25 protein-coding genes and 1 pseudogene are annotated in these 26,266 nt (G+C 69.3%); 19 read left to right on the plus strand and 7 right to left on the minus strand.

The genetic code is table 11. From position 1 onward, the window contains the following. Window positions 1–154: 154 nt before the first annotated feature. The 5 genes from AB0E56_RS04990 (at window position 155) to AB0E56_RS05010 (ending at window position 2,591) form a co-directional block, all read left to right on the plus strand. Window positions 155–463, plus strand: coding sequence for a WhiB family transcriptional regulator (locus AB0E56_RS04990; protein ID WP_359797116.1), 309 nt, complete (start codon window positions 155–157; stop codon window positions 461–463). Beyond that, window positions 460–1,032 carry a hypothetical protein gene (locus AB0E56_RS04995; RefSeq protein WP_359797118.1) on the plus strand — a complete coding sequence of 191 codons (573 nt, stop codon included), beginning with the start codon at window positions 460–462 and terminating at the stop codon, window positions 1,030–1,032. The genes AB0E56_RS04990 and AB0E56_RS04995 overlap by 4 nt, the downstream gene beginning before the upstream one ends. Before the next feature lie 322 nt (window positions 1,033–1,354). Continuing rightward, window positions 1,355–1,633 (plus strand): hypothetical protein, encoded by a 279-nt coding sequence (locus tag AB0E56_RS05000; protein ID WP_359797119.1) that lies wholly within the window; start codon window positions 1,355–1,357, stop codon window positions 1,631–1,633. Continuing rightward, window positions 1,633–2,292: a recombinase family protein gene (locus AB0E56_RS05005; protein ID WP_359797120.1), complete on the plus strand. Its 660-nt coding sequence runs from the start codon at window positions 1,633–1,635 to the stop codon at window positions 2,290–2,292. Before AB0E56_RS05000 ends, AB0E56_RS05005 begins: the two co-directional genes overlap by 1 nt. Continuing rightward, a complete protein-coding gene (locus AB0E56_RS05010) occupies window positions 2,289–2,591 on the plus strand; it encodes a thioredoxin family protein (RefSeq protein ID WP_359797121.1) in 303 nt (100 codons plus the stop codon). The genes AB0E56_RS05005 and AB0E56_RS05010 overlap by 4 nt, the downstream gene beginning before the upstream one ends. Before the next feature lie 20 nt (window positions 2,592–2,611). Here AB0E56_RS05010 and AB0E56_RS05015 read toward each other — a convergent pair whose 3' ends face one another. The 3 genes and pseudogenes from AB0E56_RS05015 to AB0E56_RS05025 all read right to left on the minus strand — a co-directional run bounded on the left by AB0E56_RS05015 (window position 2,612) and on the right by AB0E56_RS05025 (window position 5,469). After that, the gene (locus AB0E56_RS05015) at window positions 2,612–4,012 is read right to left on the minus strand and encodes a recombinase family protein (protein WP_359797123.1); all 1,401 of its coding nucleotides are present in this window, start codon (window positions 4,010–4,012) and stop codon (window positions 2,612–2,614) included. Between the two features lie 34 nt (window positions 4,013–4,046). Further along, window positions 4,047–4,133, minus strand: a pseudogene (locus AB0E56_RS05020) (Fe-S cluster assembly protein HesB); the annotation flags it as partial. A 31-nt stretch (window positions 4,134–4,164) separates the two neighbouring features. After that, window positions 4,165–5,469 (minus strand): glutamyl-tRNA reductase, encoded by a 1,305-nt coding sequence (locus tag AB0E56_RS05025; RefSeq protein WP_359797125.1) that lies wholly within the window; start codon window positions 5,467–5,469, stop codon window positions 4,165–4,167. Window positions 5,470–5,555: 86 nt separating this feature from the next. Here AB0E56_RS05025 and hemE point away from each other — a divergent pair, with 86 nt between their 5' ends. From hemE to AB0E56_RS05080, 11 genes are all read left to right on the plus strand, one after another. After that, entirely contained in the window at window positions 5,556–6,578 is a 1,023-nt protein-coding gene (gene hemE, locus AB0E56_RS05030; RefSeq protein ID WP_359797126.1) for a uroporphyrinogen decarboxylase, read from the plus strand. 37 nt (window positions 6,579–6,615) lie between these two features. Continuing rightward, window positions 6,616–8,181 (plus strand): FAD-dependent oxidoreductase, encoded by a 1,566-nt coding sequence (locus tag AB0E56_RS05035; RefSeq protein WP_359797128.1) that lies wholly within the window; start codon window positions 6,616–6,618, stop codon window positions 8,179–8,181. A gap of 151 nt (window positions 8,182–8,332) precedes the next feature. Continuing rightward, window positions 8,333–8,755: a hypothetical protein gene (locus AB0E56_RS05040; protein WP_359797130.1), complete on the plus strand. Its 423-nt coding sequence runs from the start codon at window positions 8,333–8,335 to the stop codon at window positions 8,753–8,755. A 1-nt stretch (window position 8,756) separates the two neighbouring features. Beyond that, window positions 8,757–9,164 (plus strand): phage holin family protein, encoded by a 408-nt coding sequence (locus AB0E56_RS05045; protein ID WP_359797132.1) that lies wholly within the window; start codon window positions 8,757–8,759, stop codon window positions 9,162–9,164. Next, window positions 9,151–9,423, plus strand: coding sequence for a hypothetical protein (locus AB0E56_RS05050; RefSeq protein WP_183151117.1), 273 nt, complete (start codon window positions 9,151–9,153; stop codon window positions 9,421–9,423). Before AB0E56_RS05045 ends, AB0E56_RS05050 begins: the two co-directional genes overlap by 14 nt. 98 nt (window positions 9,424–9,521) lie before the next feature. After that, entirely contained in the window at window positions 9,522–10,202 is a 681-nt protein-coding gene (gene hemQ, locus AB0E56_RS05055) for a hydrogen peroxide-dependent heme synthase (protein WP_359797133.1), read from the plus strand. A 5-nt stretch (window positions 10,203–10,207) separates the two neighbouring features. Then, window positions 10,208–11,197 (plus strand): hydroxymethylbilane synthase, encoded by a 990-nt coding sequence (hemC, locus tag AB0E56_RS05060; protein WP_359797135.1) that lies wholly within the window; start codon window positions 10,208–10,210, stop codon window positions 11,195–11,197. Between the two features lie 6 nt (window positions 11,198–11,203). Next, window positions 11,204–12,001 (plus strand): uroporphyrinogen-III synthase, encoded by a 798-nt coding sequence (locus tag AB0E56_RS05065; RefSeq protein ID WP_359797137.1) that lies wholly within the window; start codon window positions 11,204–11,206, stop codon window positions 11,999–12,001. Continuing rightward, window positions 11,998–12,975 (plus strand): porphobilinogen synthase, encoded by a 978-nt coding sequence (hemB, locus tag AB0E56_RS05070; RefSeq protein WP_359797138.1) that lies wholly within the window; start codon window positions 11,998–12,000, stop codon window positions 12,973–12,975. Before AB0E56_RS05065 ends, hemB begins: the two co-directional genes overlap by 4 nt. A 13-nt stretch (window positions 12,976–12,988) precedes the next feature. Beyond that, window positions 12,989–14,311, plus strand: coding sequence for a glutamate-1-semialdehyde 2,1-aminomutase (locus AB0E56_RS05075; protein ID WP_359797139.1), 1,323 nt, complete (start codon window positions 12,989–12,991; stop codon window positions 14,309–14,311). A 147-nt stretch (window positions 14,312–14,458) separates the two neighbouring features. After that, window positions 14,459–14,908 (plus strand): hypothetical protein, encoded by a 450-nt coding sequence (locus AB0E56_RS05080; RefSeq protein WP_183151112.1) that lies wholly within the window; start codon window positions 14,459–14,461, stop codon window positions 14,906–14,908. A gap of 98 nt (window positions 14,909–15,006) precedes the next feature. Here the strand turns inward: AB0E56_RS05080 and AB0E56_RS05085 are convergent, their stop codons facing one another. Beyond that, a complete protein-coding gene (locus AB0E56_RS05085; protein WP_359797140.1) occupies window positions 15,007–17,247 on the minus strand; it encodes an ATP-binding cassette domain-containing protein in 2,241 nt (746 codons plus the stop codon). Between the two features lie 112 nt (window positions 17,248–17,359). Here AB0E56_RS05085 and AB0E56_RS05090 point away from each other — a divergent pair, with 112 nt between their 5' ends. Beyond that, window positions 17,360–18,421 carry an enoyl-CoA hydratase/isomerase family protein gene (locus AB0E56_RS05090; protein WP_359797141.1) on the plus strand — a complete coding sequence of 354 codons (1,062 nt, stop codon included), beginning with the start codon at window positions 17,360–17,362 and terminating at the stop codon, window positions 18,419–18,421. Window positions 18,422–18,524: 103 nt separating this feature from the next. Here the strand turns inward: AB0E56_RS05090 and AB0E56_RS05095 are convergent, their stop codons facing one another. Beyond that, window positions 18,525–18,920 carry a GntR family transcriptional regulator gene (locus tag AB0E56_RS05095; RefSeq protein WP_359797142.1) on the minus strand — a complete coding sequence of 132 codons (396 nt, stop codon included), beginning with the start codon at window positions 18,918–18,920 and terminating at the stop codon, window positions 18,525–18,527. Continuing rightward, window positions 18,917–19,966 (minus strand): hypothetical protein, encoded by a 1,050-nt coding sequence (locus tag AB0E56_RS05100; RefSeq protein WP_359797143.1) that lies wholly within the window; start codon window positions 19,964–19,966, stop codon window positions 18,917–18,919. Before AB0E56_RS05100 ends, AB0E56_RS05095 begins: the two co-directional genes overlap by 4 nt. Window positions 19,967–20,233: 267 nt before the next feature. Between AB0E56_RS05100 and AB0E56_RS05105 the strand changes: the two genes are divergently transcribed. Both AB0E56_RS05105 and AB0E56_RS05110 read left to right on the plus strand, forming a co-directional pair. Next, window positions 20,234–21,961 (plus strand): ABC transporter ATP-binding protein, encoded by a 1,728-nt coding sequence (locus AB0E56_RS05105; protein WP_359797144.1) that lies wholly within the window; start codon window positions 20,234–20,236, stop codon window positions 21,959–21,961. Next, window positions 21,958–24,219, plus strand: coding sequence for an ABC transporter ATP-binding protein (locus AB0E56_RS05110; RefSeq protein WP_359797145.1), 2,262 nt, complete (start codon window positions 21,958–21,960; stop codon window positions 24,217–24,219). Before AB0E56_RS05105 ends, AB0E56_RS05110 begins: the two co-directional genes overlap by 4 nt. Before the next feature lie 120 nt (window positions 24,220–24,339). Here the strand turns inward: AB0E56_RS05110 and AB0E56_RS05115 are convergent, their stop codons facing one another. Further along, complete coding sequence (locus AB0E56_RS05115) at window positions 24,340–26,226, minus strand: D-alanyl-D-alanine carboxypeptidase (RefSeq protein WP_359797146.1); 1,887 nt, start codon at window positions 26,224–26,226, stop codon at window positions 24,340–24,342. Window positions 26,227–26,266 lie beyond the last annotated feature (40 nt).

Below are 26,266 nucleotides of genomic sequence, written 5' to 3' on the forward strand. Positions count from 1 at the left end.
TTGCCGCCCTTAGGCAAAACGGTAAACGGGTCCAGGCGGGGGTGGGAAATGACTCCGAGTCGTTTTCGCCTGCGCAGCGCGTATAGGTGGGCGCGGGCCATGAAAAACCTTCACGGCTGTACGGCGGTTCACAGCAGCACGCAGGAGGGCTGCCATGAGCGCTGATGAGGCATGGGAAGACCTGAAAGCCGCGCTGGAACACTACGCGCCACCTTGCAGCGGCCTGCACTTGTTTACCGCCGACTCTCGGACCGACGACCAGCGGGACGCGTGCGCCGTCATATGTGCGCGCTGTCCCATCCGTGACCTGTGCAACCACTTCGCCGTCGCTTCGCGAGTTGACTCCGGCTTCTGGGCTGGCATCGACCGAGCAGGACGGGGCAGCGGTCGCCCGCGCACATCAACCACCGACGCCGGGGCGGTACCTCCGGCACCCATCACACAGAAGGAAGAACCATCATGAGCAAGGCAACCGCCAAGTCCGTCGAGCAGACCCTCCCCGCCGCCCTGAACGGCTTCAAGGAGCAGGCCGCGCAGGTGAAGGAGGCGCACCGTGCCGCTCTCCAGGCGATCAAGGATGACCCGATGACCAGCGACCTCGCCAAGCGCGACAAGCGGGAAGCGCTGGACAAGGACACTCGCAGCAAGCTCGACGGGATCAAGGCCGAGCAGGAGGCGTTCGTCAAGAACCTGCGCGACCAGGTCGAGAAGGAGTTCCGTGGCAACCAGCCCACGGATGCCAACTCGATCATGCTGCGCCGTGACGCCGCCGACCGTGCCCGCAAGATCATCGACCAGCAGGAGGCGGTGGACATGCTCAACGACGCCATCGCCAACGGTGACGCCGAGATGGCCCACGCCATCGGGAACCGTGCTCGCAACACGGGCATGTCCGGTGTGGTCGAGACGTGGCAGGCTGCGTTCCCGGAGACGGCCGGTGCTGCGGCTGCGCTGGCTTACGTCGAGGCGAACACGTCGGGAGCTGCCTACAACATGGCGAACCAGATGACGTACGCGGCGCCGAACATCTGACCCCTGACTGGGTGAGGGATTTCAACTCCTTTGCCCTCACCCGCTGGGCGGTGCATCGCCCGGCACCCAGAGGCTCCCTGGCACATGCTGGGGGGCCTCTGGCGTACCTGGGGGCAGGGCATGGCGCTAGGTCCGTGAGAGGGCACTCAGAAGCGCTCGCCGACGGGTAGGCAGCGGCGCACCTGGCCCGCGCTGGTCCTGTGGGCTCAGCACATTGCTCAGTGTCAAGAGGCAAGTTTGAACATTGTGTTTGTTGAAGGGTCCCCTTCCATGTAATGTGTCATATATCGAACAAACGTTCGAATCCGCTAAGGAGGCCAACATGTTCACTCGCACCATCCGCGCCACGGGCGAAAAGCTCACCGTTGCTCACCCTGAGGAAATCGGGCTTGACCCGGAAGGCGGCAAGTGGGTCACCTTCTGCGAAGAGCACAAGACGCACGTCTACGCGCCGACCCAGTCAGCTGCCTACTACACCCACGGCATCGACTTCTGTGACGGCTGCCGGGAGGGCTCACCTGCGCCCATCGCCAAGGCTGTACCGGCCAAGAAGGTGACCAAGCCTGCCGCCAAGACCGCCCCGGCGCGCAAGGCCAAGTGATGACCACCATGATCGGCTACCTGCGGGTGTCCACCGAGGAGCAGGCCAGCAGCGGCCTCGGGCTGGATGCGCAGCGTGACACCATCCAGCGGTATGCAGACGCGCACGGCTGGGACATGGTCTGGCACGTAGACGAAGGCCTCAGCGCCAAGTCCCTCGACCGCCCGCAGCTACAGGCCGCGCTCACCCGGCTGCACCCGAAGCGGCGCGACGTTGACGGCATCGTGGTGGCCAAGCTCGACCGCCTGAGCCGCAGCGTCGTGGACTTCGCAGGCGTGCTTGAACTCGCCCGTGCGCGGGGGTGGGCACTGGTCGCTATCGACCTCGGGGTGGACACTTCAAGCCCGACAGGTGAGCTCGTAGCCAACCTGATGATGTCCGTCGCACAGTGGGAGCGCCGCGTGATCGGTGAGCGCACGTCCGTCGCCATGCAGGCAGCCAAGCGGGCGGGGCGTCACATGGGGCGGGTCTCGGTGCTGCCACAGGCCACGGGGGAACGGCTCATGGAGCTACGGCGCACCCTCACGCTCGCTGCCACGGCTGACGCGCTCAATGCCGAGGGGCTCACCACGGCCACCGGCACCACGTGGACAGTCGGCACGGTCGCCGCCGCGCAGAAGCGCCTCCTTCTCGCCGACCGCGCCACAATAGACTCATGAACCTTGAAGTGCTGCACATCGTGGATTGCCCGAACTGGGAGGAAGCGGGAGCCCGAGTATCGCGCGCGCTCGCCTCGCTCGGCCGCTCCGAGAGCGTCACCTATCGATTGATCAACAGTCCCGAAGAAGCGACAAGTTCGGGATTCGGAGGCTCGCCGACGATCACGCTTGACGGCACCGACTTGTTCCCCGGCGAGCAGACCGCCGACCTCGCTTGCCGCGTCTACATCACCCCGGCAGGGCTGGCGGGACTACCGACCCAACAGCAGGTCTCAGACGCCCTCGCGGCGGCGCTATGACCGGAGGTGCAGCCGCCTGATCAGGCCATGCCCTCGGCTGCCGGGGTGTCATGCCACACGAACTCAATGCGGTCAGGGTCGAACTGATTCCCCTTGCGTGTGGCCGGGCGGACCAGCACCGCAGCCAGCAGTGTCTCAACTACCGCTCGCCGCTCATCTACGCCCATCTGGCCCCACGCTGCGCGGTCCACGTTCGTGAAGTCTGGCCCTGCCCCCGCTGCCTCGACGCGGCGCTTCTGGCTGCGCAGCTCGTCACGCTGTTCTTCAAGCTGGGCAACGGCGGGGAACACCACTTCGGCGGACAGCTCGCGCGCCGTGAACGAGGCCATGAGCCGCGCGATATCACCTTCGACTTCAGCAAGGCGCGCGGCCCCGTCGAACTCCAGCTTGGGGGACTTCACGGCCACATCGGCCAGTCGTGTCAGCACCACGCGGGTGACAAGGTCATCAACCGGCGCAACGCTCGCGGCCACCACGTGCCCGTTTCCTGAACACCCGTACGTCGGGTACTTCGCAGCGTTGCCATACATCACCGCCCCGCACAGGCCGCACCGCAGCGTGCCCGTTAGCAGGTAGTGACGCGCGTTCTTCCGGGGCACGCGGGAGCGGTTGTCCTCCGGGCTGAGGGCAGCGACAACGGCGTCGTGTGTGGCCTGATCCAGCACCGGCTCCCACTGACCCCGTACCGGCTGCCCGTCACGCCCGATAGCGATCTGGCCCTGATGGATACGCCAGCCCGCCAGCCGGGGGGACTTCATCATGCGCGTCAGTACGTGCCCTTGCCACGGTCGCCCCGTCGAGGTCGTCACCCCTGCGTCATTCCACCGCTTGGCAATGGCGTACGTGCCGACACCGGCGATGATGTCAGTTGCGGCCTCACGGATCAGCTTGGCCTCCTTGGCGTGAAGCTCCCGCCCTCCCTGCTGCCAGCCGAACGGTCGTGTTCCGGCTACCGGCTTGCCCTCACGCGCGCTTTCCAGGTGCTTCCGGGCCACGCGCTCAGCGGTGCGCTCCACCTCGGCTGCATCCACGGAGGCCTTGATGCGCGCCACCATACGGCCGTCAGCCGTGCTTAGGTCGTCATTGCCCGACACCACGGTCACGAACCGCACCCCATGGCGCTCGTACAGTGTGATGATCTCTTCAAGCTCCAGGGGGCGGCGCGTCAGGCGGCTATTGGAGTACGACACGATCACCCCGAACTCACCGTCCCGTGCGCGGCGCAGCATGTCGGCGTACTGGGGGCGCGTCTTCTTCCGAGAGCGGGTGCTAGCGCCGGTGTCATTGTCAGTGAACACCGCCACCACGTCGAGGCCGTCACGGGCTGCAAGCTCCCGGCAGTCCTGCTGCTGACGGGCCACCCCGAGCGCCTCGCCCTCAGTGTCGAGAGATATCCGCGTGTAGATCGCTGCCTTTGTCACGGTTACATACTAACTATGGTTAGCCAACACGCTAGTCGAGGAGCATGCCCACCAGCAGGGCCAGGGGATTCTCGGTCAGCAGCTCGTCGGCGGCGGTGTCTCCGGTGATGTGAAGGGCCATGCCTCCAGTGTCCCACCTGCGGCCGAGCGCGTCAGGCGGTCGCGGCGTCGCCAATCGCCGAGTCGCCGTCGGCTTCGGGCGCGATGCCGTACAGGGCCGCGAGCGCGGAGGCGAACTCGTCGGCGCGACCGGAGGCGGCGAGCTCGTGCGCGCGGACGGTCGGCGTGTGCAGGAGCACCCCGGCGAGGTGCCGCAGAGCCTGCTCGACCTTGCCGTCTTCGTCGCCGCGAGCGCGGGCACGATCGATCTCGCGCTCGAGCAGTTCGAAGATGTGCGAGCGGAAGGCAACGACCGACGGGGTCACACTCTGACGTGCGCCCACCACATGGAAGGTCTCTGCGGCTTCGCGGACGACGCTGCGCGCGGCGTCCGTCGCCTGCAGCTCCTCGAGCGGTGCGTGCAGGCGGATGGTCTCGAGGTCGAGGAGTGCGACTCCCTCGAGAGCGGCGACCGCGGGGTCGACGTTGCGGGGCATGCCGAGGTCGACCACCAGCTGGCTGTGCGCGCCGACGGGGCAGCCCGCCGGGGCGAGGCCGGTCGGCAGCTGAAGGTGCTCCGGTCCGAGCACCGGTTCCGTGGCGGTGGTGCAGGTGATGAGCAGGCTCGACCGGGCGGCGGTCGGGGCGTACTCCTCGGCGGTGATCGCCCGGATGCCGTGCTTCGCGGCGAACACCTCGGCACGGCCGGAGGGCGAGTACACCGAGATGTTCACGGCGCCGCGCTCGCGGAGGGTGGCGAGGGTGACCGCCGCATAGGATCCGGTGCCGACCAACAGCACGCGCTCGGCGGACCAGTCGGCGATGCGGCTGTCCGCGAGCTCGAGCGCGAGGCGGACGAGTGAACGGCCGGCGCGGCCGAGGGCGGTGACGTTCTTGACTTTGCGCTGGGCCTGGCTGGCGCGCTGGAACAGGCGCTCGAGTTCGGGCGATGTCGTGCCGTCCTTGCGCGCGGACTTCAGCGCGCGGCGCACCTGTCCGGCGATCTCGCCCTCGCCGGAGACCACCGACTCGAGGCCTGAGGCGACGGAGAACAGGTGCTCGGCGACGCGGCGGCCCGAGTGCACGGTGTAGGCCCCGTCGAGGTCGGCGGCCGGGATGCCGGTCGCGGATTCGACCGCTTCGATCACGGCTTCGACGCCGATGGCGCCGGCGGCCGTGACCGGCTCATCCATCTCCACGTACGCCTCGAACCGGTTGCACGTCGCGAGGACCACGGCACCCTGCACGCACGGCGTCATGCCCACGATGGTGGGAGCGACGTCGTCGGGGGTGCGGCTCAGGCGTTCGAGCAGTTCGAAGGAGGCGGTCTTGTGACTCGCCGTCACACACAGCAGCACATACCGATTGTACCGGAGTGTCCGCCGACCGGATTCGCACGGCCCGATTCGGCAGGCGCACAAGGGAGGAATGGGAGGATGGAGGCATGGCCCTCTCCGACGCCCCGCTCCTGCGCGCCCTCGCCGGCGACCGTCCAGACCACCCCCCGGTGTGGTTCATGCGCCAGGCCGGTCGGTCGCTGCCGGAGTACCGCGACCTGCGGGTCGGCACGCGGATGCTCGACGCGTGCCTCACCCCGGACCTCGCGGCGGAGATCACGTTGCAGCCGGTCCGCCGTCACGGCGTCGACGCCGCCGTGTTCTTCAGCGACATCGTCATCCCGCTGCGGCTCGCGGGTGTCGACGTCGAGATCGAGCCCGGTCGCGGCCCGGTGTTCGCCGATCCGGTGCGCACGGCAGCGGATGTCGACCGCATCACCGCGATCGATCCGGACGACCTGGACGGCACGGCGATCGCCGAAGCCGTCAGACTCGTCACGGCGGAGCTCGGCGACACCCCGTTGATCGGGTTCGCCGGCGCGCCCTTCACTCTCGCGGCCTATCTCGTCGAGGGCGGGCCCTCCAAGGAGCACCTGCGGGCGCGGGCGATGATGCACGCGGATCCCGCGTCGTGGAACCGTCTCGCGGGGTGGCTCGCGCAGGTCTCTCGGCGGTTCCTCGAGACGCAGCGCGATGCCGGAGCCTCGGTCGTGCAGCTCTTCGACAGCTGGGCCGGGTCCCTCAGCACGGCCGACTACCGCGCCTTCGTCGCGCCGCACTCCCACGCCGCGCTGTCGGGCATCGGTCTCCCCACCATCCACTTCGGCGTGGGGACCGGACGGTTCCTCGACGACATGCGCCTCGACGGCGTGGCCGACGGCGTCGGGGTCGACTGGCGGCAGCCCCTCGACGAGGCCGCCGCGATCCTCGGACCGGACGTCACGGTGCAGGGCAACATCGACCCGGCACTGCTCGGCGCCCCGTGGCCCGTGCTGGAGGCGCATGTGCGCGACGTCGTCGAACGCGGGCGAGCCGCACGCGCGCACATCCTCAATCTGGGGCACGGCGTTCCGCCCGAGACCGACCCCGACCAGCTCACCCGCATCGTCGAGTTGGCCCACACGATCTGACATCCACCGGATCACCTCGATCGGAGAATCGACACCGATGACCACCCAGCCTTCCTCGTCCGAGCCGTCCGACCTCGCCGCCCGCGCGGCGGAGAAGCATGTCGTCGTGGTCGGGGGCGGCATCGGGGGCCTCGTCGCGGCGAGGGAGTGCGCGAAGGTCGGAATGCGTGTCACGGTGCTCGAAGCCGCCGATGTGCTCGGCGGGGCGATCCGCCGCGTCGATCTCGACGGCGTCACCGTCGATGCCGGGGCCGAGAGCTACGCCACGAGAGGCGGCATCGTGCGCGCGCTCGTCGAGGAGCTCGACCTCGCTGACCGCATCGTGGTGCCGCAGGCCGGCGGCGCATGGCTCGCGGGCATCCCCGGTACAGGGGCGGCCCCTCTTCCGGCCGGCGGCATCCTGGGCATCCCCGCCAATCCGTTCCAGGACGACGTCCGCCGCATCATCGGATGGTCCGGCGTCTGGCGTGCCTACCTCGATCGCGTCCGCCCGCCGCTCACGATCGGACACCAGCTCAGCCTCGGAAAGCTCGTCGCCTCGCGGATGGGGACGAAGGTGCGGGACCGTCTCGTCGCACCTGTGACGACCGGTGTCTACTCGGCATCCCCCGACGACGTCGACATCGACGTCGCAGCGCCGGGACTCAACGCCGCACTGACCCGGGTCGGCTCGCTCTCCGGTGCGGTGCAGGCGCTTCGGGATGAGGCCGCCGCGACGGTCGCAGGCCCCCCGGCCGCAGCGAAGACGCCCGGCGCTGCGGTCGAGGGGCTGGCCGGAGGCATGAGCACTCTCGTCGACGCGCTCTCGGAGGACCTCGCGAAACTCGGGGCCGAGGTGAGGACCGGCGTGCGGGTGCGCGGCGTCCGCGCAGTCGGCGACGCGTGGTCGATCGAGATGGAGGTCGCTCCCGGCGAGGTCTCCGCGCTGGACGACGCAGACCCCGTCATCGCAGAGCGGATCGTGGAAGACCTGGCGGCGGAACCGACGGTCGAGGAGGTGGCGGCCGACGCCGTCATCGTCGCGACACCCGAGGCCGTCGCACGGGAGATCCTCGCGGTCGCGGTGCCCGCGCTGAAGCGCACCGAGGCCGCCTCGTCGCCCGAGATCGAGATCGTCACGCTCCTCCTCGACGCACCCGGACTGGCTGCCGCCCCGCGGGGCACCGGTGTGCTCACCGTCCCTGGCAGCCACACGGCGAAGGCCCTCACGCATTCGACCGCGAAGTGGGGATGGGTGCGCGATGCTGCGGGTGACCGGCAGATCGTCCGCGTCTCGTTCGGTGCTCAGGGGGAGCCGGCTGCGACCGCAGGGATGACCGATGACGAGGCGGCAGACCTCGCGCGGCGCGAAGCCGCAGCCCTGCTCGGAGTCGCACTCGCCCCGGAGTCCGTGATCGCGTCGCACCGCGGCCGCTTCGTCCAGTCGCAGCCGGCCTCGATCATCGGCTCCGGCGAACGGCGCACCTCGGCGCGCGCCGCGATCCGGGCCGTTCCCGGTGTCGCCGTGGTGGGCGCCTGGCTCGCCGGCACGGGGCTCGCACAGGTGATTCCCGATGCGCGTGACGAGGCCGACCGAATCCGTCGCGCCCTGTTGTGGGAGTGATCGAACGCTCCGTGTCAACCCTCTGACCCGTAGATGCCGAAATCGGCATACGGGGTTACGCTGGGTACCTGGCCGAGGGGAGCGGAAGCCTGCGGCCACATCCCAACCGGGCGAATCTGGCCGGACAACCGGAACAAGGTGAGGAGACCCCATGAAGGGGAAGATCGGACTCGTCGTCGGGCTCGGCGTGGGCTACGTCCTCGGCACCCGTGCCGGGCGTGAGCGCTACGAGCAGATCAAGACGCAGTGGTTGAAGGTGTGGCACCTCGACCCGGTGCAGGAGCAGGTCTCCAAGGTGAAGGGCTTCGTCGGCGACAAGGCCGCGGCTGTTCCCGGAGCGCTCTGGACCGGTGTCGTCAAGGTCGCGAAGTCGGTGACCGGCTCCGGTACCCCGGGGCAGCGCCTCGACTCCGCCATCGCCACCGGTCGCGAGGCAGCCGAGGATCTGGCCGAAGCAACCGAAGAGGCGGTCGAGGCCGCGAAGGAGACCGCATCGTCGACCTCCACCGCGAAGAAGCCCGCCGCGAAGAAGCCGGCGGCCGCGAAGTCGGCCCCGAAGAAGTCCGGCGCCTGACATGCCCCGCGGATACCGAGATCGTGCCGACGACAGTCTGCTGACCCTCCTCGGGGATCTTCCGGAACTCGTCACGAACCTCGTCAAGGCGGAGATCGATGCCGCCAAGGCCTGGATCTCGCGCACCTCGAAAGACGCCGGCATCGGCTCGGTGTGGTTCCTCGTCGCCCTGTTCTTCCTGTTCTGGGCCGTGCCCGTGATCCTGGTCTTCGCGATCGCCGGGCTGTCGTCCTGGTGGCCGGTGTGGCTCTCCGCGATCGCCGTCTTCGGAATCCTGATCCTCGCCGTGCTGCTGTTCGCCCTGCTCGGCATCCTCAAGTTCCGCAAGGTGCTCCGGCGCCAGAACCCGGCGCAGGCCGTGGCCGAAGACATCCGACTCGTGAAGGAGGCCGGCGATGACGAACTCTGAGTCGCTGCCGCGTACTGCTGTCCCCGGCGGCATCGTCGATCCCGTCGCGTCGGCCCGCGCCGAGCTCAAGGCCGCTCTCGCCGCCATCGAGGTGAAGGGGAACATCCCTCGTCGCATCGAGAAGGCATCGGTGCGCGGCGCCGCGAAAGCCAGAGTCTTCGCCGACCGCAATCCGATCGGCGCGATCGCCGCCGCGGTGGGTGTCGCGGCGGTCGTGGGTGGCGCCGTGTGGGCCATCGCACGCGCGATCGCCCGCTGACGCACCTGCGCACACGAGGACCCGTCATTCCGGAGGCCGTCGTCCGCTCGTCCTGGGGTGATTAGCGGCTCCTCCGCAAACGAGGCAGACTGGGGAGCATGATGTCCGAAGAGCGCGATGAGAACCCGTCCGGCTTCACCCTCTGGGCCGTCTGGCGACGGAATCCCGACGTGCCGGTGACCGAGAACGACTCGACCGAGCTCGAGACGATCGTCTCCTACATCGAGGACTCCGGCGTCACGGTCCGCGGCTTCTACGACGTCTCCGGGCTCAAGGCCGACGCCGACCTCATGGTGTGGCTGCACGGCGACACCGCCGAAGAGCTGCAGAAGGCGCTGCGCCGGCTCCGTCGCACCGAACTGCTGCGGTCGCTGCTCCCGGTGTGGAACGTGATGGGCGTGCACCGCGACGCCGAGTTCAACCGCGCGCATGTACCGGGCTTCCTCCGCGGTGTCGAGCCCAAGGAATGGCTGTGCCTGTATCCGTTCGTGCGCACTCCGGAGTGGTACCTCGCTCCCGAGGAGGATCGCCGCACGATGCTCGCCGACCACGGCCGCCGTGGTGCCGCGTTCACGGGCGTGCTCGCCAACACGGTCGCATCCTTCGCACTCGGCGACTACGAGTGGCTGCTTCCGCTCGAAGCCGATGAGCTCACCGACCTCGTCGACCTGATGCGCGACCTCCGCTACACGGATGCGCGCATGTACGTGAAGGAGGAGGTGCCCTTCTACACCGGGCGCAGACTCCGCTTCGACGAGATCGCGGACGTGCTCCAGTAGACGTCATGAGCACCGCCATCCGTCTGGGTACCCGTCGCAGTGCGCTCGCGCAGGCGCAATCGGGTCACGTCGCCGCGGCACTCGAGAAGGTGTCCGGCCGCCGGGTCGAACTCGTTCCGATCACGAGCGAGGGCGACACGAACCGTGCGTCGCTCTCCGAGATCGGCGGGCAGGGCATCTTCGCCACCCGGCTCCGCGAAGCACTGCTCGCGGGCGAGTGCGACTTCCTCGTCCACTCCTTGAAGGACCTGCCGACGGCCGTCCCCGATGGGCTGCTGATCGCGGCGACGCCCCGGCGCGAAGACGCGCGCGACGTCGTCCTCACCCGTCACGGCGTCCCCCTGCACGAACTGCGCTCCGGGAGCACGGTCGGCACGGGTTCGCCGCGTCGGATCGCGCAGGTGCACCGCAGGGCGCCCGGTGCCGAGGTCGTCGACATCCGCGGCAACGTCGACTCCCGCCTGGCACGTGTCGCCTCCGGAGAGCTGGACGCGGTGATCCTCGCGGCCGCGGGTCTGTCACGGCTCGAGACCGACTCGCCGCTGCGCCGGGAGGAGCTCGGTCTCGCCGAATGGCCGACCGCTCCGGGGCAGGGATCGCTCGCGGTCGAGACGCGCACTGATGCCCCGGACGAACTGCTGTCGGCTCTCGCGGAACTGGACGATGCGCCGACCCGCCTGGCGATCACGGTGGAGCGTGCGATCCTCGAAGGACTGGACGCGGGGTGCCAGGCTCCCATGGCAGCGCACGCCGTCGTCGACGGCTCCTCGATCCGCGTCAGGACGGTGGTCTACGCCCTCGACGGCAGCCGCCGGATCGGCCTCGACGTCACCGAAGCCCTGAACGGGGAGTATATTCGTCGGAACGGCAGTGGCAATGGAGCGGATGCTGCCGATGGTGCAGACCCGATGCACGCAGCGCGCGAGCTCGGGTTCACTGTTGCCCGTCGGCTGCTCGATCAAGGGGCGGCCGGCCTCGTACCCCGAGAGCAATAAATCCTCATGACCACTTCCGAAATCAAGCAGGACCGACCGCTGGACGGCTGGCGAATCCTCGTACCCCGCGGCGGGCCCTGGGGCGACGGCGTCGCCGCGAGCCTCCGTGCATTGGGTGCCGTCCCCGTCGTGGCGCCCCTCATCAACTTCGCCCCGACGACCGACCAGGCCACGCTCGACGCCGCCCTGGCGCAGCTGGCGGCGGGGGAGTTCGACTGGCTGACCGTCACGAGCGCCACCACGGTCGATGTGCTCTTCGCACACCGGGCACAGGTGCCCCGCTCGACCAAGATCGCCGCGGTCGGCGAGACGACGGCGACGGCGCTGCAGGCGGTCGGCTACGAGGTCACGCTGGTCCCCGAGCAGGACAACTCGGCGGAGGGGATGGCTCAGCAGCTCATCGCCCTCGAGAAGGAGCCGCGCCGCATCCTCGCCCTGCGCAGCGAGATCGCCAAGCCCGTGCTCAGCAAACTCTTGTCCGAAGCCGGGCACGACGTGCACGGTGTCGTCGCCTACCGCACGGTCGGCGTGCCGGTCACGGAGCGCATCCGCCGCGATGTCGAGAACGGTCGGATCAACGCGATCCTCATCACGAGCGGCTCTGTCGCCGAGCAGGTGCGCGAGCAGTTCCCGGAGATCCCCGACGAGACGCTGCTCGCCGCGATCGGGCCGCGGACCGCGAAGGACGCCGAGCGAGCGGGCCTGCCGGTGTCGGTCGTCGCCGATCGTCAGACCGTCGACGCCCTGATCGAGGCGGTCTCGCACTTCACACTTCCGCACGCCGCTGACGAGTTCGCGCCGTGAGCTACCCGGATGTCCGCCTGAGGCGACTGCGCCAGTCGAGGGCGGTGCGCGATCTCGTGCGCGAGACCTCGGTGCAGCCCCGACAGCTCGTGCTCCCGCTCTTCGTCCGCAAAGGTCTCTCCGAGCCGGTCGAGATCGGCTCGATGCCAGGAGTCGCCCAGCATTCGCTCGACTCCCTGCGTTCCGCGGCTGTGGAAGCCGCCGAAGCCGGCGTGGGCGGCGTGATGCTGTTCGGTGTGCCGGCCGTGCGCGATGCGCGCGGCTCCGGGGCCGACGATCCCCGTGGCATCCTCAACATCGCGACCGAGGCGCTGGCCGCCGAGGTCGGTGATGCGCTCGTCGTGCAGACCGATCTGTGCCTGGACGAGTTCACCGACCACGGCCACTGCGGTGTGCTCGCGGCAGACGGCTCGGTCGACAACGATGCGACGCTCGAGCGCTACACATCCATGGCGCTCGCGCAGGCCAGGGCCGGGTCGCAGCTGCTGGGTCTGTCGGGGATGATGGACGGTCAGGTCGCCGTGATCCGCGCCGCCCTGGATGCGGAAGGCTTCACCGACACTCTGCTCCTCGCTTACGCCGCGAAGTACGCGAGTGCGTTCTACGGACCGTTCCGCGAGGCCGTCGATTCGCAGCTGACCGGCGACCGGCGCACCTACCAGCTCGACCCGGGTAACCGTCGAGAGGGCGTGCGCGAAGCTGTCGTCGACGAGGCCGAAGGCGCGGACATCGTGATGGTGAAACCCGCGATGGCTTTCCTCGACGTGCTGCGCGAGGTGCGCGACACGGTGAGCATTCCGGTGTGGGCATACCAGGTCTCGGGTGAGTACGCGATGATCGAGGCCGCCGGCGCGAACGGCTGGATCGACCGCCGAGCCGCCGTGCTGGAGTCCCTGCTCTCGATCCGCCGTGCGGGCGCCGATGCGGTGCTGACGTACTGGGCGACCGAGGCTGCGGGCTGGCTGCGCGGCTGACTGAGGAGTTTTCATGACCGACCGCAACGACGACCTGTTCTCCGCTGCCCGTGCAGTGATCCCCGGTGGCGTCAACTCGCCGGTGCGCGCGTACGGCTCCGTCGGCGGGACGCCGCGGTTCCTGGCATCTGCGAAGGGCGCCAGGGTGACGGATGCGGCCGGGCGCGAGTATGTCGACCTGGTCGCGTCGTGGGGTCCGGCTCTGCTCGGGCACGCCCACCCCGAGATCGTCGCCGCGGTGCAGGAGGCGGCGTCACGGGGGCTGTCTTTCGGTGCCCCGACCGAGGGTGAGGTCGAGCTCGCGGCGTTGATCGCCGACCGTGTGAGGTTCGGCGAGACCCGTCCGATCGAGCGCGTGCGCCTGGTCTCGACCGGGACCGAGGCGACGATGACGGCGATCCGCCTCGCGCGCGGTGCCACCGGCCGAGACCTGCTGGTGAAGTTCGCCGGGCACTACCACGGCCACTCGGATGGACTCCTCGCCGAGGCGGGTTCGGGCGTCGCGACGCTCGCTCTTCCCGGATCCGCGGGTGTGCCTGCGCCGATCGCCGCGCAGACCCTCGTCATCGGGTACAACGACCCCGAGGCGTTGGCTGCGGTGTTCGCCGAGCACGGTCAGCGCATCGCCGCGGTCATCGTCGAGGCGTCGGCCGCGAACATGGGGGTCGTGCCTCCGCTGCCCGGGTTCAACCGCCTCATCGCCGAGACCGCGCACGCACACGGCGCCCTGATGATCCTCGACGAGGTGCTGACCGGCTTCCGCGTGCATCCGGCGGGCTTCTGGGGTCTCCAGGCCGCGGCGGGTGAGGAGTACCTCCCCGACATCTTCACGTTCGGCAAGGTCGTCGGCGGGGGGATGCCGCTGGCCGCGCTGGGTGGTCGCGCCGAGGTCATGGACCTGCTCGCGCCGCTCGGACCCGTGTATCAGGCGGGTACGTTGTCGGGGAATCCGCTCTCGGTCGCGGCCGGGCTCGCGACGCTGCGACTCGCGACGCCCGAGGTGTACGCGACCGTGGACGCGGCATCCGCACGCGTGTCCGCTGCCCTCGATGCCGCACTGACGTCGGCGGGCGTGACTCATGCGGTCGCCTCAGCGGGCAACCTGTTCAGCGCGTCGTTCCGCGCGTCGGCGCCGCGCACCTACGCCGAGGCGCAGGCGCAGGAGTCGTTCCGTTATGCTCCGTTCTTCCACTCGCTGCGCGAGCAGGGTGTGGCTCTTCCGCCGAGTGTGTTCGAGGCCTGGTTCCTCACGGCAGCGCATGGCGAGGAGGAGCTGCAGCACATCGAGGCCGCCCTCCCCGCTGCCGCCGCGGCCGCGGCCGCCGCGCGCCCGTAACTGCCGCGGGCGCCGGTCACGTGTGGAGCCTTCCTGCGAAAGTCGGTAGCGGGAAGGTCGAGACTGGTGCTCATCGACAAGGGATCGTTGCGTTCCTGTGAGCAACTTCCAGACAACTGGCAGGGCGGCGCTGGCAGACTGAGTGGCATGGTGACGTTGCTGCTGGACCAGACGCAACTCGAGGTCGTGCTCTCGCCGATCGAGCGTGCCGCCACCTTCCACCGGGAGAACCTCCGTATCGCCCGCGACACCATCACCAAGGTTCAGCTGACCGAAGACGCGTGGACCTGGCTTCGCGGTGTGCCGAACCCCGGCACGCACATCCCTGGCGTCCTCGCGGCCGGCAGCTGGAAGGCAGCGGGGAGCCTCGACTTCGTCCTGATCAGACGACGGCGGCCGAGCGTCGTGATCGACCTCGACGGCGACGAGCAGTACCGTCGGCTGATCCTGACCACGCGCCACGGACTCGCCCTCACTCAGGCTCTGCGACTCGATGTCTCTGCCGAGCCGGCGAACGTCGAGGAGATCGTCGCCACAGCGCCGACGCCGGTGACGAAGGGGAGTCGGCGACCGGTCATCCGCCCTCGGCCTGCCTGATCCGATCAAGGGCGCGAGTCGCGTATCCAGCGCCTCAGGAATCGAGAACGCCCTCCGGACCGTCGGGTCGGGAGGGCGTTCTCGTCGATGCGGAGGCCTCAGTCGCGGTGGTGCTCACCGTCGTGGCGATCGCCGTCGTGGTGTTCACCGTCGTGGTGCTCACCGTCGTGGTGCTCACCGTCGTGGTGCTGGCCGTCGACCTCGGCATCGGCGCCTTCCGCCTGCGTGCCGTCCTCGGCCGGGCTCCCGTCGGCAACCGGCTGCGCAGACTCCTCGGCGGTCGTGTCGGATGCCGACAGCGGCACGGTGTCGATGACGCCCGTGGAGGCGATGCTCCAGTGCGCACCCTCGTCGCCGGACTCAGCCGGGGTCGCCTCGGACTCGTCGCCCAGCGGGTAGTCCTTCGGTTCGTCCTCGTAATAGGCGCGAGCCGCAGCAGCGAGCATCGAACTGACGGCCGCCGAGCGCGGATCGGCGTCGTCGGTCTCTGCGGAATCGACGGCGTCCGCGTCTGTGGAATCGACGGCGTCGGCGCCCGACCCGTCGCCACTCGAGTCGTCGGCACCTGAATCCTCGGTGGTGTCGGCGTCGGTGTCAATGTCGGTGTCGGCGAGGTCGGCGAAGATCTCGACACCCACGTGCTCGCCTTCGATGTCGTCGCTCACGTCGCCGGCATCGGTGTCAGCTGCGTCTGCTTCTGCGTCGGTCGCATCGGTGTCGGCAGCGTCGGTGTCGGCAGCGTCGGTGTCGGCGGCAGCCTCGGTGGCAGCTTCGGCGTCCGCGTCCGTGCCGTCCACGTTCGACGCGGTCTCATCCACGTCGGGGTCGGCGTCGACCGGGGTCGCGATGTCGTCTTCATCGCCTGCGCGCGCGACCGACCCATCGCCGGCGTCGTGAGTGCTCTCGAAGATCTCGGCGACGCCGTGACTCGCCTCACCTGCGCTCGTGGTCGCGGGGGCGACCGGAGCTGCCGAGCCGAAGAGGATCTCGTCGAACGATCGCCGGGGCGATTCCTCGTCCGAGGTGATGACCGCCGCCGGCTCCCCTCCCTCGTCCGTCTGAGCTGAGTCGGCGGAGTCCGCGGGCGTCTCCGCCTCTTCCGACGTCTCCGCCTCTTCCGACGACGTCGCCTCCTCCGTCGACGTCGCGAGGTCAGCCGTCGTCGTCTCTTCCGCCGCGGGCGAATCCTCAGCCGCCGGAGTCTCGTCGGCAGGGCTCTGCGTCGCGTCATCCGCGGCTGCGAGCGCGTCCGCGGACTCCTCGGAATCGGCGGGTGCCGCGGTGGCCTGCGCCGCCCAGGCGGCGGCCGCTGCGACGGGGACGGCGACGAGGGTCTCGGCCGGTACGGAGGGCTCCTCTGCGGTCTCGGCGGTGTTGTCGACGGCGGTCCCAGCGACTGCGGGCGAGGACTCGGACGGGAGAGGTGTTCCAGTCGGAGAAGCGAGCCGTCCTCCGCGCATCAGATCGATGAAGACGTCTTCGAGCGTGGGCCCGCGCTGCACGAGCGTGCTCAGGGCGATCCCGGCCTCGGCGGCGACGGCTCCGACAGTGCCGGCGTCACCCCCGCGGACGGTCAGGCCCGACCGCAGCACCTCGATGTCGAACCCGGCCTGGGCCAGGGCGGCCGTGAGCGCCCCTCGATCAGCGGCGTCGACGACGACGGAACCGCCCTTCGGGTCGGCGAGCGTCTCGATGCCGCTGGACAGCACCAGGCGGCCCTTCGACAGGACCAGCACGTTGTCGGCGACCTGCTCCACCTCGCTGAGGACGTGCGACGACACGAGCACCGTGCGGCCCTCGTCGGCGAGGCGGCGCATCAGCAGCCGCATCCAGCGGATCCCCTCGGGGTCGAGGCCGTTGGCCGGTTCGTCGAACACCAGTGCGCCTGGGTCACCGAGAAGCGCGTGCGCGACGCTCAGCCGCTGACGCATACCGAGCGAGAATCCGCCGATCCGGGAGTCGCCCTCGCCCTCCAGCCCGACGAGGGAGAGGACCTCGCCGACGCGCGCGAGCGGGATGCCGTTCGCCTTGGCGGCGATCGTCAGCTGCCGCTCGGCCGTGCGCCGGGGGCGATACACGGTCTCTTCGAGCACGGAGCCGATGGTGCGCAGCGGCTGACGCAGCTCCGCGTAAGCGGTGCCACCGATCGTGGCGGTCCCGGAGGTCGCGCGCACCTGACCGAGCAGGATGCGCAGCGATGTCGTCTTGCCTGCACCGTTCGGGCCGAGGAAGGCGGTCACAGCGCCGGGTTCGACGCGCGCGGAGAAGTCCGAGACGGCGGTAACCTCATTGAAGCGCTTCGTCACGTGCGTGAACTCCAGCACCTGTCCTTCAGGCATCCGTGACCTCTCTTCGGAGTGAACAGTTCCTCCCTATCCTGCCGGAAAAGCCTGTCGGATCCCGCATTTCGCGCGGAATCCCCGCCCTCGCCGACGGGGTAGCCTGGCACGCGTGACCGATTCTCTGGCTGCATCGCGAGTCCTCGTCCGCACCGAAGGAGCGCTCGGGCGACTCACTCTCCATCGCCCGGAGGCGATCAACGCGCTCGACGTCGGGATGATCGAGATCCTGACCGACACCCTGAACGCGTGGCGCGACGACTCCGACGTGCAGATCGTGCTGCTCGACGGAGCAGGGGACCGTGGCATGTGCGCCGGCGGGGACGTCCGTGCGCTGCACGCGCAGATCGTGGCGGGAGAGGCCGAGCAGACGGCGGAGTTCTTCCGCGCCGAGTACGCCCTGAACGCCATGATCGCCGAGTATCCGAAGCCGATCGTCGCCTTCGCCGACGGCATCACCATGGGCGGCGGCATCGGGCTCGCCGGTCACGCGGCCATCCGGATCGTCACGGAGCGTTCGAAGCTCGCGATGCCCGAGACGCGGATCGGGTTCACGCCCGATGTCGGCGGCACCTGGCTCCTCGGCCGGGCGCCCGGGCGATTCGGCGAGTACTTCGGTCTGACCGGCGCGACGATGAGCGGCGCGGATGCCGTGTATCTGGGCTTCGCCGACCACTTCGTCCCGTCCGACCGCCTGGAGGCGCTGAGCGAGGCCCTCGCCTTCCGCGCGGATCCGACCGGACCGAGCGAGATCGTGCTGCTGTTCGACGAGACGCCGGAGCCCACCCGGTTGCCGGAGTCGAAGGACTGGATCGATGCCGCGTTCTCCGCCCCGACGGTGAGCGAGATCATCGAGCGCCTGCACGCCCAGGGGACGACGGAGGCCGTCGCCGTGGCCGACCTCCTCGAAGGGCTCGCGCCCACAGGCCTCACCGTCACGCTCGATGCCGTGCGCGAGGCGCGCGATCTTCCTGGCCTCCGCGCCGCGCTGGAAGGCGAGTATCGACGTGTGATGTGGTTCGTGAACCAGCATCCGGATCTCGTCGAGGGCATCCGCGCGCAGCTGGTCGACAAGGATCGGAACCCTCGGTGGGATCCGCCGACGCTGGCCGAGCTCGCCCCGGACGCGGGAGCCCCCGCCCGCGCCTACGTGCCGCAGCCTCCGCTGTTCTGAGTCCCCGTCTTCCGCCCGCGCACTCGTCGGACGGATGCACGCCTGTCGGGCGGACCGACACGTTTCGCGGCGATCCGCGTCGAAGCTCCCGACAGGTGGCCCGTCACGGATTCGGAACCGCGGGCGCGTCGGCCGTGCGCGTCTGCCAGATCGTCCGGAGCACGTCGACCACGTCGTCGGGGTCCGCGCCGACCGAGGAGGCCTCGTCGACGAGATCGCGGATGCGCCGGATAACCGCTGCCGGGAGCACCCCTGCGGACTCGGCGACCCGAGTGCCCGCCGCGGTACGCGACACCACGAGTCCCTCGGCCTCGAGCATCTTGTAGGCGCGGGCGGCCGTGCCGGGAGCCACGCCGAGGTCGCTCGCGGTCTGGCGTACGGTCGGCAGCCGTTCGCCGGCGCCGAGCTGGCCCGAGACGATGAGGCCGCGCAGCTGTCGGTAGATGTCGAGGGCGGGATTCGCCTCGTCGGCCGGCGACAGCTTCGGACTCGGGCTCACCGTGCGGCCCTCGCGTCGGCGGTGGGCTGGGCAGAGGCGGCGGACTCGGAGACGTGCGCGAGGTGAGCGGTCACGAGGAATAGAAGCACGAACGCCGTGACCTCGAGCACCGGTGCCAGCCAGCCGCCGACAGCCGCGATCTCTCCGTATCGCCAGACGGCGTCGTAAGTGTCGCTGCGGCCGTCGCCCTCGACCGTGAGCCCGGCGACGGATCCCGCTTCGGCGATGAACCGGAGAGCCCCCGCCAGAGCGAGCAGCGCTGCCGATGTCGTGAGTCGGGTGATCCCGCTCGCGATGTCGCGACGTTCGCGCTGCTCGGCGTCGACCGTCTCAGGGCGGAGGAAAGCGCGGGCCGCGTTGGCGCGCAGTGCCGCCACGGTGACGGCGACGAGGACGGCGGCGCAGATCAGGACGGGAACGCCGTACGCCCAGCCGTAGAACCAGGGGCGGATCGGATCGATGGCCTCGTTGGGGACGTCGATCTCGAGATAGACGTACGGGCCCTCGTCGATGTTCGATGAGGAGACTCCGGCGAGCAGCGTGGTCGTCGTGAGGGCGAGAAGGGCGAGGGCGGTGCCCACCCATGCCCCCGGGGAGGTGAAGGTCAGCCAGGTCCGGCGCGCGGCGACGACGGGTTGCTCGGGAGGGGTGCTGCCTCGTGTCGCGATCAGCGCCAGAAGGACGGCGACGCCGACGGATGCCGTGAACACCGGCGTCGCGTACCGCCACCAGGAGACGACCCCGTTGAGGCTCACGCCGAACAGGTCGAGGACGTATCCGGTGATCAGGTTCTCTGCGGCGAAGATCACGATCACGGCGATCGCCGCGATGCCGAGGGCGACGTGCTCCGGTGCGTAGCGGGCCGACACCGCGGCCGCGGCCGACGGGGTGAGCCGGACGCGGCTCCGCCTCCGTTCCGCCCATCGGGGCGAGACGGAGATCCCGACCGCGATGATCGCCGCGAGGAGCAGCGAGACCAACGGCAGCGACAAGAGCGCACCCGCCAGCTGCGCCGGGTCGATCAGGGATGCGAGGTGAGCAGGCATGCGGGGTCCGTTCTGTCTTGTGCCATATGTCTATCACAAGTTGTGCCAGCCGGGGAACACAAGATGCGTACGCGTCGGCTTCCGCATTTGTTCTCCTGCGTGCAGGAACCTCCGGTCGCCGCGGGAAGTGGTTCGCTGTGAGCGAAGGTCAGCCCCGAGGGGGATACGAATGTCGGCGGAACGTGGCACTCTGTCTTGTGGCCGATCGTCGGTCGGCATCCGTCTGCCGGGAGATCCGCCGCTTCATCCTTCCTAGAAAGTCCGCCTGTGCTGGGAAAAATCCTCTTCCGTTATCTCTCCCGATACCGATGGCTGCTGCTCGCCGTCCTGGTCTTCCAACTCGCCAGCGTCGCAGGGACCCTCTACCTCCCTCGCCTGAACGCCGACATCATCGACAAGGGTGTCGCCCGAGGGGACACCGCCTACATCTGGAGCACCGGGCTGTTCATGCTCGCCGTGTCCCTCGGCCAGATCATCGCCTCGGTCACCGCGACCTACTTCGCCGCACGCGCCGCGATGGGCGCGGGTCGTGACATCCGCGCCGACGTGTTCGGCAAGGTCAGCGCGTTCTCCGAGCGTGAGGTCTCTCAGTTCGGCGCCGGCTCGCTCATCACCCGCAACACGAACGACGTGCAGCAGGTGCAGATGCTCGCGATGATGGGCGCCACGATGCTGGTGACCGCGCCGCTCCTCGCGATCGGCGGGATCATCTTCGCCGTGCAGACCAACGTCGGCCTCAGCTGGCTCATCGCGGTCTCCGTCCCTCTGCTGCTGATCCTGGCGGCGCTCGTGATCGGGCGCATGGTGCCGCTGTTCCGCAGCTACCAGGGCAAGCTCGACAACGTGAACCGCATCATGCGCGAGCAGCTCACCGGCGTCCGCGTGGTGCGTGCGTTCGTGCGCGAGCGCATCGAGGAAGAGCGCTTCCGCGGCGCCAACACCGACATCATGGTCGTCGGCCGCAAGGTCGGCTCGCTCTTCGTGCTGCTGTTCCCGCTGTTCATGCTGATCCTCAACGTCACCGTCGTCTCGGTCATCTGGTTCGGCGGCATCGAGGTCAACAACGGCACGGTGCAGGTGGGCACGCTGTTCGCCTTCATGCAGTACATCGGCCAGATCATGGGCGGCGTCATCATGGCGAGCTTCATGGCGATGATGATCCCGCGCGCCGCGGTGTCGGCCGAGCGCATCGGCGAGGTGCTCGACTCCGAGTCCACGCTCGTGCGTCCGGACAACGGCGTCACCGAGTTCCCGGCTCCCGGATCCGTGGCGCTCGACGACGTCGAGTTCACCTACCCCGGAGCCGACTCCCCGGTGCTCACGGGCATCAGCTTCGCCGCCCAGCCGGGCGAGACCGTGGCGATCGTCGGCTCCACCGGCTCTGGCAAGACGACCCTGATCTCGCTCATCCCGCGACTCTTCGACGTCTCGGGCGGTTCCGTGCGCGTGGGCGGGACCGACGTGCGCGAGGCCGACGTCGAGTCGCTCTGGGACAGCATCGGCCTGGTGCCGCAGCGTCCGTTCCTCTTCACGGGCACGGTCGCGTCGAACCTGCGTTACGGGCGGGAAGAGGCCACGGACGAAGAACTCTGGCACGCGCTCGACATCGCGCAGGGTCGCGACTTCGTCGAGGAGATGCCGGAGGGCCTCGAGTCCCGCATCGCCCAGGGCGGCACGAACGTCTCGGGCGGTCAGCGTCAGCGTCTCGCGATCGCGCGCGCGATCGTCCACCAGCCGAAGATCCTCGTCTTCGACGACTCGTTCTCGGCTCTCGACCTCACGACGGACGCACGATTGCGCCAGGCGCTGTGGCGGGAACTGCCGCACGTGACGAAGATCGTCGTCGCGCAGCGGATCTCCACGATCACGGATGCCGACCGCATCGTCGTCCTCGACGGAGGCACCATGGTCGGCGTCGGCACGCATGAGGAGCTGCTCGAGACGAGCGACACCTACCGAGAGATCGTCGAGTCGCAGCTGGGGGTGGACGCATGAGCGAGCAGAACAACGAAAAGCGCAAGGCAAGGCGCGGTCGCGGCACTCCGGCAGCCGCGGTCGCCGAGGTCGAGCTGAGCGCCGAGGAGAAGTACGAGGCCGAGCTCGCCGAGCAGGCGCGCCAGAACTCCGGCGACTGGGACAGCGTCGCTCCGGGCAAGGCCGACAACTTCGGTCCGAGCTTCGCGCGCATGATCGGGCTGCTCAAGCCCTCAGCCATCTGGTTCGTCTTCGTGTCGATCCTCGGTGCGATCGGCGTGGTCCTCACGGTTGCGGCACCCAAGGTGCTCGCCGAGGCCACCAACCTCGTCTACAAGGGGTTCATCTCCATCCAACTCGGACAGCCGACCGACGACTTCCCCGGGTTCCCGGCGGGGACGCCGCAAGACGTCGTGGTCGATGCGCTGCGGGGTGCGGGTCAAGACGACTTCGCGAACCAGGTCGGGGCGCTGGGCGACTTCACCGTCGGCCAGGGCATCGACTTCGATGCGCTGCGTCTGGTCATCGCCGCTGTTCTCGGGATCTATGTGGCCGCGGCCTTCCTCACCTGGATCCAGGGCTACGTCATCAACGTGATCATGGTGCGCACCATGTGGCGTCTGCGCGAGTCGGTCGAGGCGAAGATCAACCGCCTGCCCCTGTCGTACTTCGACAAGGTGCAGCGCGGTGAGCTGATCTCGCGTGTCACGAACGACATCGACAACATCACGCAGACCATGCAGCAGTCGCTCTCCGGCGCGCTCACTTCGGTGCTGACCGTGATCGGCGTGCTCGTGATGATGTTCTCCATCTCGTGGCAGCTCGCCCTCGTCGCCCTCGTCACGCTGCCGCTGATGGGTGTGATCTTCGGCATCATCGGGCCGCGGTCGCAGAAGGCCTTCGGCACGCAGTGGCGCAAGGTCGGCCGACTGAACGCGCGCGTCGAGGAGGCCTTCTCGGGTCACGCGCTGGTGAAGGTGTTCGGACGCGAGAAGGATGCGCTCGACAAGTTCCAGGTCGAGAACGAAGAGCTCTTCCAGGCGAGCTTCAAGGCGCAGTTCCTCTCCGGCATCATCATGCCGGCGATGATGTTCGTCGGAAACCTCAGCTACGTGGGCATCGCGGTGCTCGGTGGTCTGATGGTCGCGAACGGGCAGCTGCGACTCGGCGATGTGCAGGCGTTCATCCAGTACTCGCAGCAGTTCACGCAGCCGCTGTCCGAGCTGGGCGGCATGGCCGCGGTGGTGCAGTCCGGTACGGCGTCGGCCGAGCGGGTCTTCGAACTGCTCGATGCGGACGAACAGGAGGCTGACGACGCCGATGCCCCCGAGCTGGTGGACGGCAAGGGCGTCATCGAGTTCGAGAACGTCGCGTTCTCGTACACGCCGGAGCGGCCGCTCATCCGTGACCTGTCGTTCCGCGTGGAGCCGGGTCAGACCGTCGCGATCGTCGGTCCGACCGGTGCGGGCAAGACCACCCTGGTCAACCTGATCATGCGCTTCTACGAGCTCAGCGGCGGGCGCATCATGCTCGACGGGCAGGACATCGCCGAGGTCACCCGCGACGAGCTGCGGTCGCGCACCGGCATGGTGCTGCAGGACCCGTGGCTGTTCGCCGGGAGCATCCGTGAGAACATCCGGTACGGTCGCTCCACCGCGACCGACGACGAGGTTCTCGCGGCGGCCAAGGCCACCTATGTCGACCGCTTCGTGCACGCGCTCCCCGAGGGCTATGACACGGTGCTCGACGAGGATGCCGCGAACGTGTCGGCGGGTGAGCGTCAGCTCATCACGATCGCCAGGGCATTCGTCGCGCAGCCGTCGATCCTCATCCTGGATGAGGCCACGTCGGCGGTCGACACCCGGACCGAGCTGCTGCTGCAGCACGCGATGGCCGCGCTCCGCGAAGGACGCACGTCGTTCGTGATCGCGCACCGCCTGTCGACCATCCGCGACGCCGACCTCATCCTCGTGATGGAGCACGGCGACATCGTGGAGAAGGGCACGCACGATGAGCTCATCGCGGCGCAGGGGGCCTACTGGCGCCTGTACCAGTCGCAGTTCGAGCAGGCCGCCACCGACATCGACGCCGAAGACGCGCTCACCGGATCGACGCCGGTCGTCGTTACAGGCGACGCCGGAGCGGAGGAGAGGGCCGAGTCGGAAACGGTGGCCGCCGTGGCCGGCGCGTCCGTCGGGGCGAACCTGCCCGCGGCCGAGACCGCGGCAGCCCAGGCGCTTCTCGACGACGGAGCGGACGGCACCGCCGACCGTACCTGAGCGAGAGACGTCACGACAGCGCCCCCTCCGGCATGCCGGGGTGGGGCGCTGTCGCGTGCACGCCGTGTCTGCGCTCCGTGCCTGTGCTCCCGGTCGGGTCGGCGGTCGGCGGAGCGGGTGTCAGGGACGGTCGGCGGTGACGCCCAGCAGCTCGAGCGGATGGGTCAGACGCCACCAGGGGCTCGGCCCCTCGACGTCCTCGGCCAGCACCAGGGGCACCGTCGTGCTGTCGAGTGGGCCGGCCGCGGTCATCGTACCCACCCGACCGCCGTCATCGCGCTCGTCACCGAGATCGAACGTCGTGGTGGTGGTCGCGAGGGCGCCGTTCCAGAGCACCACATCGGCATCGCTCTCGGTGACGACGTCGACATCTTCGCCCCAGAGCGTCGTGACCCGACCGACGACCGTGCCCTCGGCGACAGCCGGTGCCTGGGCCGCGAGCGCCGCCTCGGTCTCGGAGAACAGGGAGCGCGTGACGGCCAGCCGCTCGTCGTCACCGGGTTGGTTGAGCGCCGCGGCGTACAGATGAACGGTCGTGTCGCCGATCGTGACGTCCTTCGCCGTGAGCAGGTTCCACCCGACGAGGGTCCCGGTCTTGATGCCGACGACGCCCGGGTCCACGAGCATGCCGTTGGTGTTGACGACGGTTCCCGCGCCGGGGAGGTCGACCGACGTGGTGCCGACGATCTGGGCGAACACGGGGTTCTGCATGGCCAGCTCGCCCAGCGCGATCAGGGCTTCAGGGGTCGACACGTTGCGCTCGTCGAAGCCGGAAGGGGTCACCACAGTGATGCCCGTGAGACCGCGTTCGCGCAGCCAGACCTCGGCAGCCGCCGCGAACTCCCGGTCGGAGCCCCAGATCTCCGACGCCAGGCGGTCGATGTAGTTGTTGGCCGAGCCGAGGAGCGTGCCCTGGAGCAGCTGGTACTCGGTCAGCACGCCGCCGACCGGTACGTCGAGGGCGGACTGGTCGCTGCGCCGATAGTCCCAGTACTCGACGCTGTCGCGATAGGTGAAGCCGAACTCGGGGCCCTGCTCGCCGAGCGCGAGCGGCATGCGATCGAGCACCATCAGGCTGCTCACGACCTTGGTGATGCTCGCGATGCTCACGGGGTCGGCGATGGACGCGGCGGTGTTCAACCCCGCGATGCCGACGGCTGCGCTGCCCTCTCCCGGCCAGGTGAGCGCCGCCGGGGGAGCCGGTGCGGCGCTGAACTCGACCACAGCGACAGTCGGGGGTACCTCGTGCAACGGCCAGAGCAGCGTCGTACCCGCGTACACCGCGACGAGACCGGCGAGCGTGGCCAACGGCGCCAGGATCCCGGGGCGGGCGACGGCCGGACGCAGTCGGGCTCCGCGCAGCAGGCCACCGTTCCGCTCGGGCTCCGCGGCCTGGTCGAGAGTCGCCGTGGGGGAGTGCGCGGCGACCGCCGAGGCGTCGACCCAGGTCAGGGCCGTCGCCGTGGTCTCGTCGTTCGCCCACTGCGGAGCGTTCGCGTCGAGCAGGGCGTCGGCGTCTTCGGGTGCGATCTCCTCGACGCGGGGCGACTTCGGCGTGAACGGCGGCTTCGTCAGAGGAGGCGAGAGGGTCGGCTCTGTCACGGGTTCCGGGTCGATCACATGCTCGGGAGCGGGCCCCGGGTCGATCACGTGCTCAGGTTCGATCACGTGCTCAGGTTCGATCACGTCCTCGGGGGCGATCACATCCTCCGGAACGATCGCGCGGTCCCCGTCGCCCACGGGTTCCGGTTCGCCATCGCGACCGGCGTCGTCCACCGTGAACAGCGCACCCAGAGCAGCCGAATCGACGGGGATCGCGGGAGCGATCGCAGTGTCGGGCGGAGGTGCGTCGCCCGCGAACAGGCGATCGGCGGCGAAGCCCGAACCGCCGCGCGGACCCGCTGCCGCAGCGACCGCCGGCTCGACCGCAGCGTCGGCGGGGGTGTCCGACGGGTCGTCGTCGTGAACGACGCCCGTCGCCTCGTCGGCGGGATCTGAAGCAGTCACTCGTTTACGGTACCCAATCCCGGGCGTGTTCCGCGGCGCT

The organism is Microbacterium sp. NPDC028030, assembly GCF_040637855.1.
Lineage (GTDB): Bacteria > Actinomycetota > Actinomycetes > Actinomycetales > Microbacteriaceae > Microbacterium.

Excerpts from the sequence above, each read along its gene's own strand:
- AB0E56_RS05100 (WP_359797143.1), bottom strand. The coding sequence starts at position 19,966 with ATGCCTGCTCACCTCGCATCCCTGATCGACCCGGCGCAGCTGGCGGGT.
- AB0E56_RS05110 (WP_359797145.1), top strand. The coding sequence starts at position 21,958 with ATGAGCGAGCAGAACAACGAAAAGCGCAAGGCAAGGCGCGGTCGCGGC.
- AB0E56_RS05040 (WP_359797130.1), top strand. The coding sequence starts at position 8,333 with ATGAAGGGGAAGATCGGACTCGTCGTCGGGCTCGGCGTGGGCTACGTC.
- AB0E56_RS05080 (WP_183151112.1), top strand. The coding sequence starts at position 14,459 with ATGGTGACGTTGCTGCTGGACCAGACGCAACTCGAGGTCGTGCTCTCG.
- AB0E56_RS05065 (WP_359797137.1), top strand. The coding sequence starts at position 11,204 with ATGACCACTTCCGAAATCAAGCAGGACCGACCGCTGGACGGCTGGCGA.
- AB0E56_RS05005 (WP_359797120.1), top strand. The coding sequence starts at position 1,633 with ATGACCACCATGATCGGCTACCTGCGGGTGTCCACCGAGGAGCAGGCC.
- AB0E56_RS05000 (WP_359797119.1), top strand. The coding sequence starts at position 1,355 with ATGTTCACTCGCACCATCCGCGCCACGGGCGAAAAGCTCACCGTTGCT.
- AB0E56_RS05075 (WP_359797139.1), top strand. The coding sequence starts at position 12,989 with ATGACCGACCGCAACGACGACCTGTTCTCCGCTGCCCGTGCAGTGATC.
- hemE (WP_359797126.1), top strand. The coding sequence starts at position 5,556 with ATGGCCCTCTCCGACGCCCCGCTCCTGCGCGCCCTCGCCGGCGACCGT.
- AB0E56_RS04995 (WP_359797118.1), top strand. The coding sequence starts at position 460 with ATGAGCAAGGCAACCGCCAAGTCCGTCGAGCAGACCCTCCCCGCCGCC.
- hemQ (WP_359797133.1), top strand. The coding sequence starts at position 9,522 with ATGATGTCCGAAGAGCGCGATGAGAACCCGTCCGGCTTCACCCTCTGG.
- AB0E56_RS05045 (WP_359797132.1), top strand. The coding sequence starts at position 8,757 with ATGCCCCGCGGATACCGAGATCGTGCCGACGACAGTCTGCTGACCCTC.
- AB0E56_RS05050 (WP_183151117.1), top strand. The coding sequence starts at position 9,151 with ATGACGAACTCTGAGTCGCTGCCGCGTACTGCTGTCCCCGGCGGCATC.
- AB0E56_RS05010 (WP_359797121.1), top strand. The coding sequence starts at position 2,289 with ATGAACCTTGAAGTGCTGCACATCGTGGATTGCCCGAACTGGGAGGAA.
- AB0E56_RS05035 (WP_359797128.1), top strand. The coding sequence starts at position 6,616 with ATGACCACCCAGCCTTCCTCGTCCGAGCCGTCCGACCTCGCCGCCCGC.
- AB0E56_RS04990 (WP_359797116.1), top strand. The coding sequence starts at position 155 with ATGAGCGCTGATGAGGCATGGGAAGACCTGAAAGCCGCGCTGGAACAC.
- hemC (WP_359797135.1), top strand. The coding sequence starts at position 10,208 with ATGAGCACCGCCATCCGTCTGGGTACCCGTCGCAGTGCGCTCGCGCAG.
- AB0E56_RS05085 (WP_359797140.1), bottom strand. The coding sequence starts at position 17,247 with ATGCCTGAAGGACAGGTGCTGGAGTTCACGCACGTGACGAAGCGCTTC.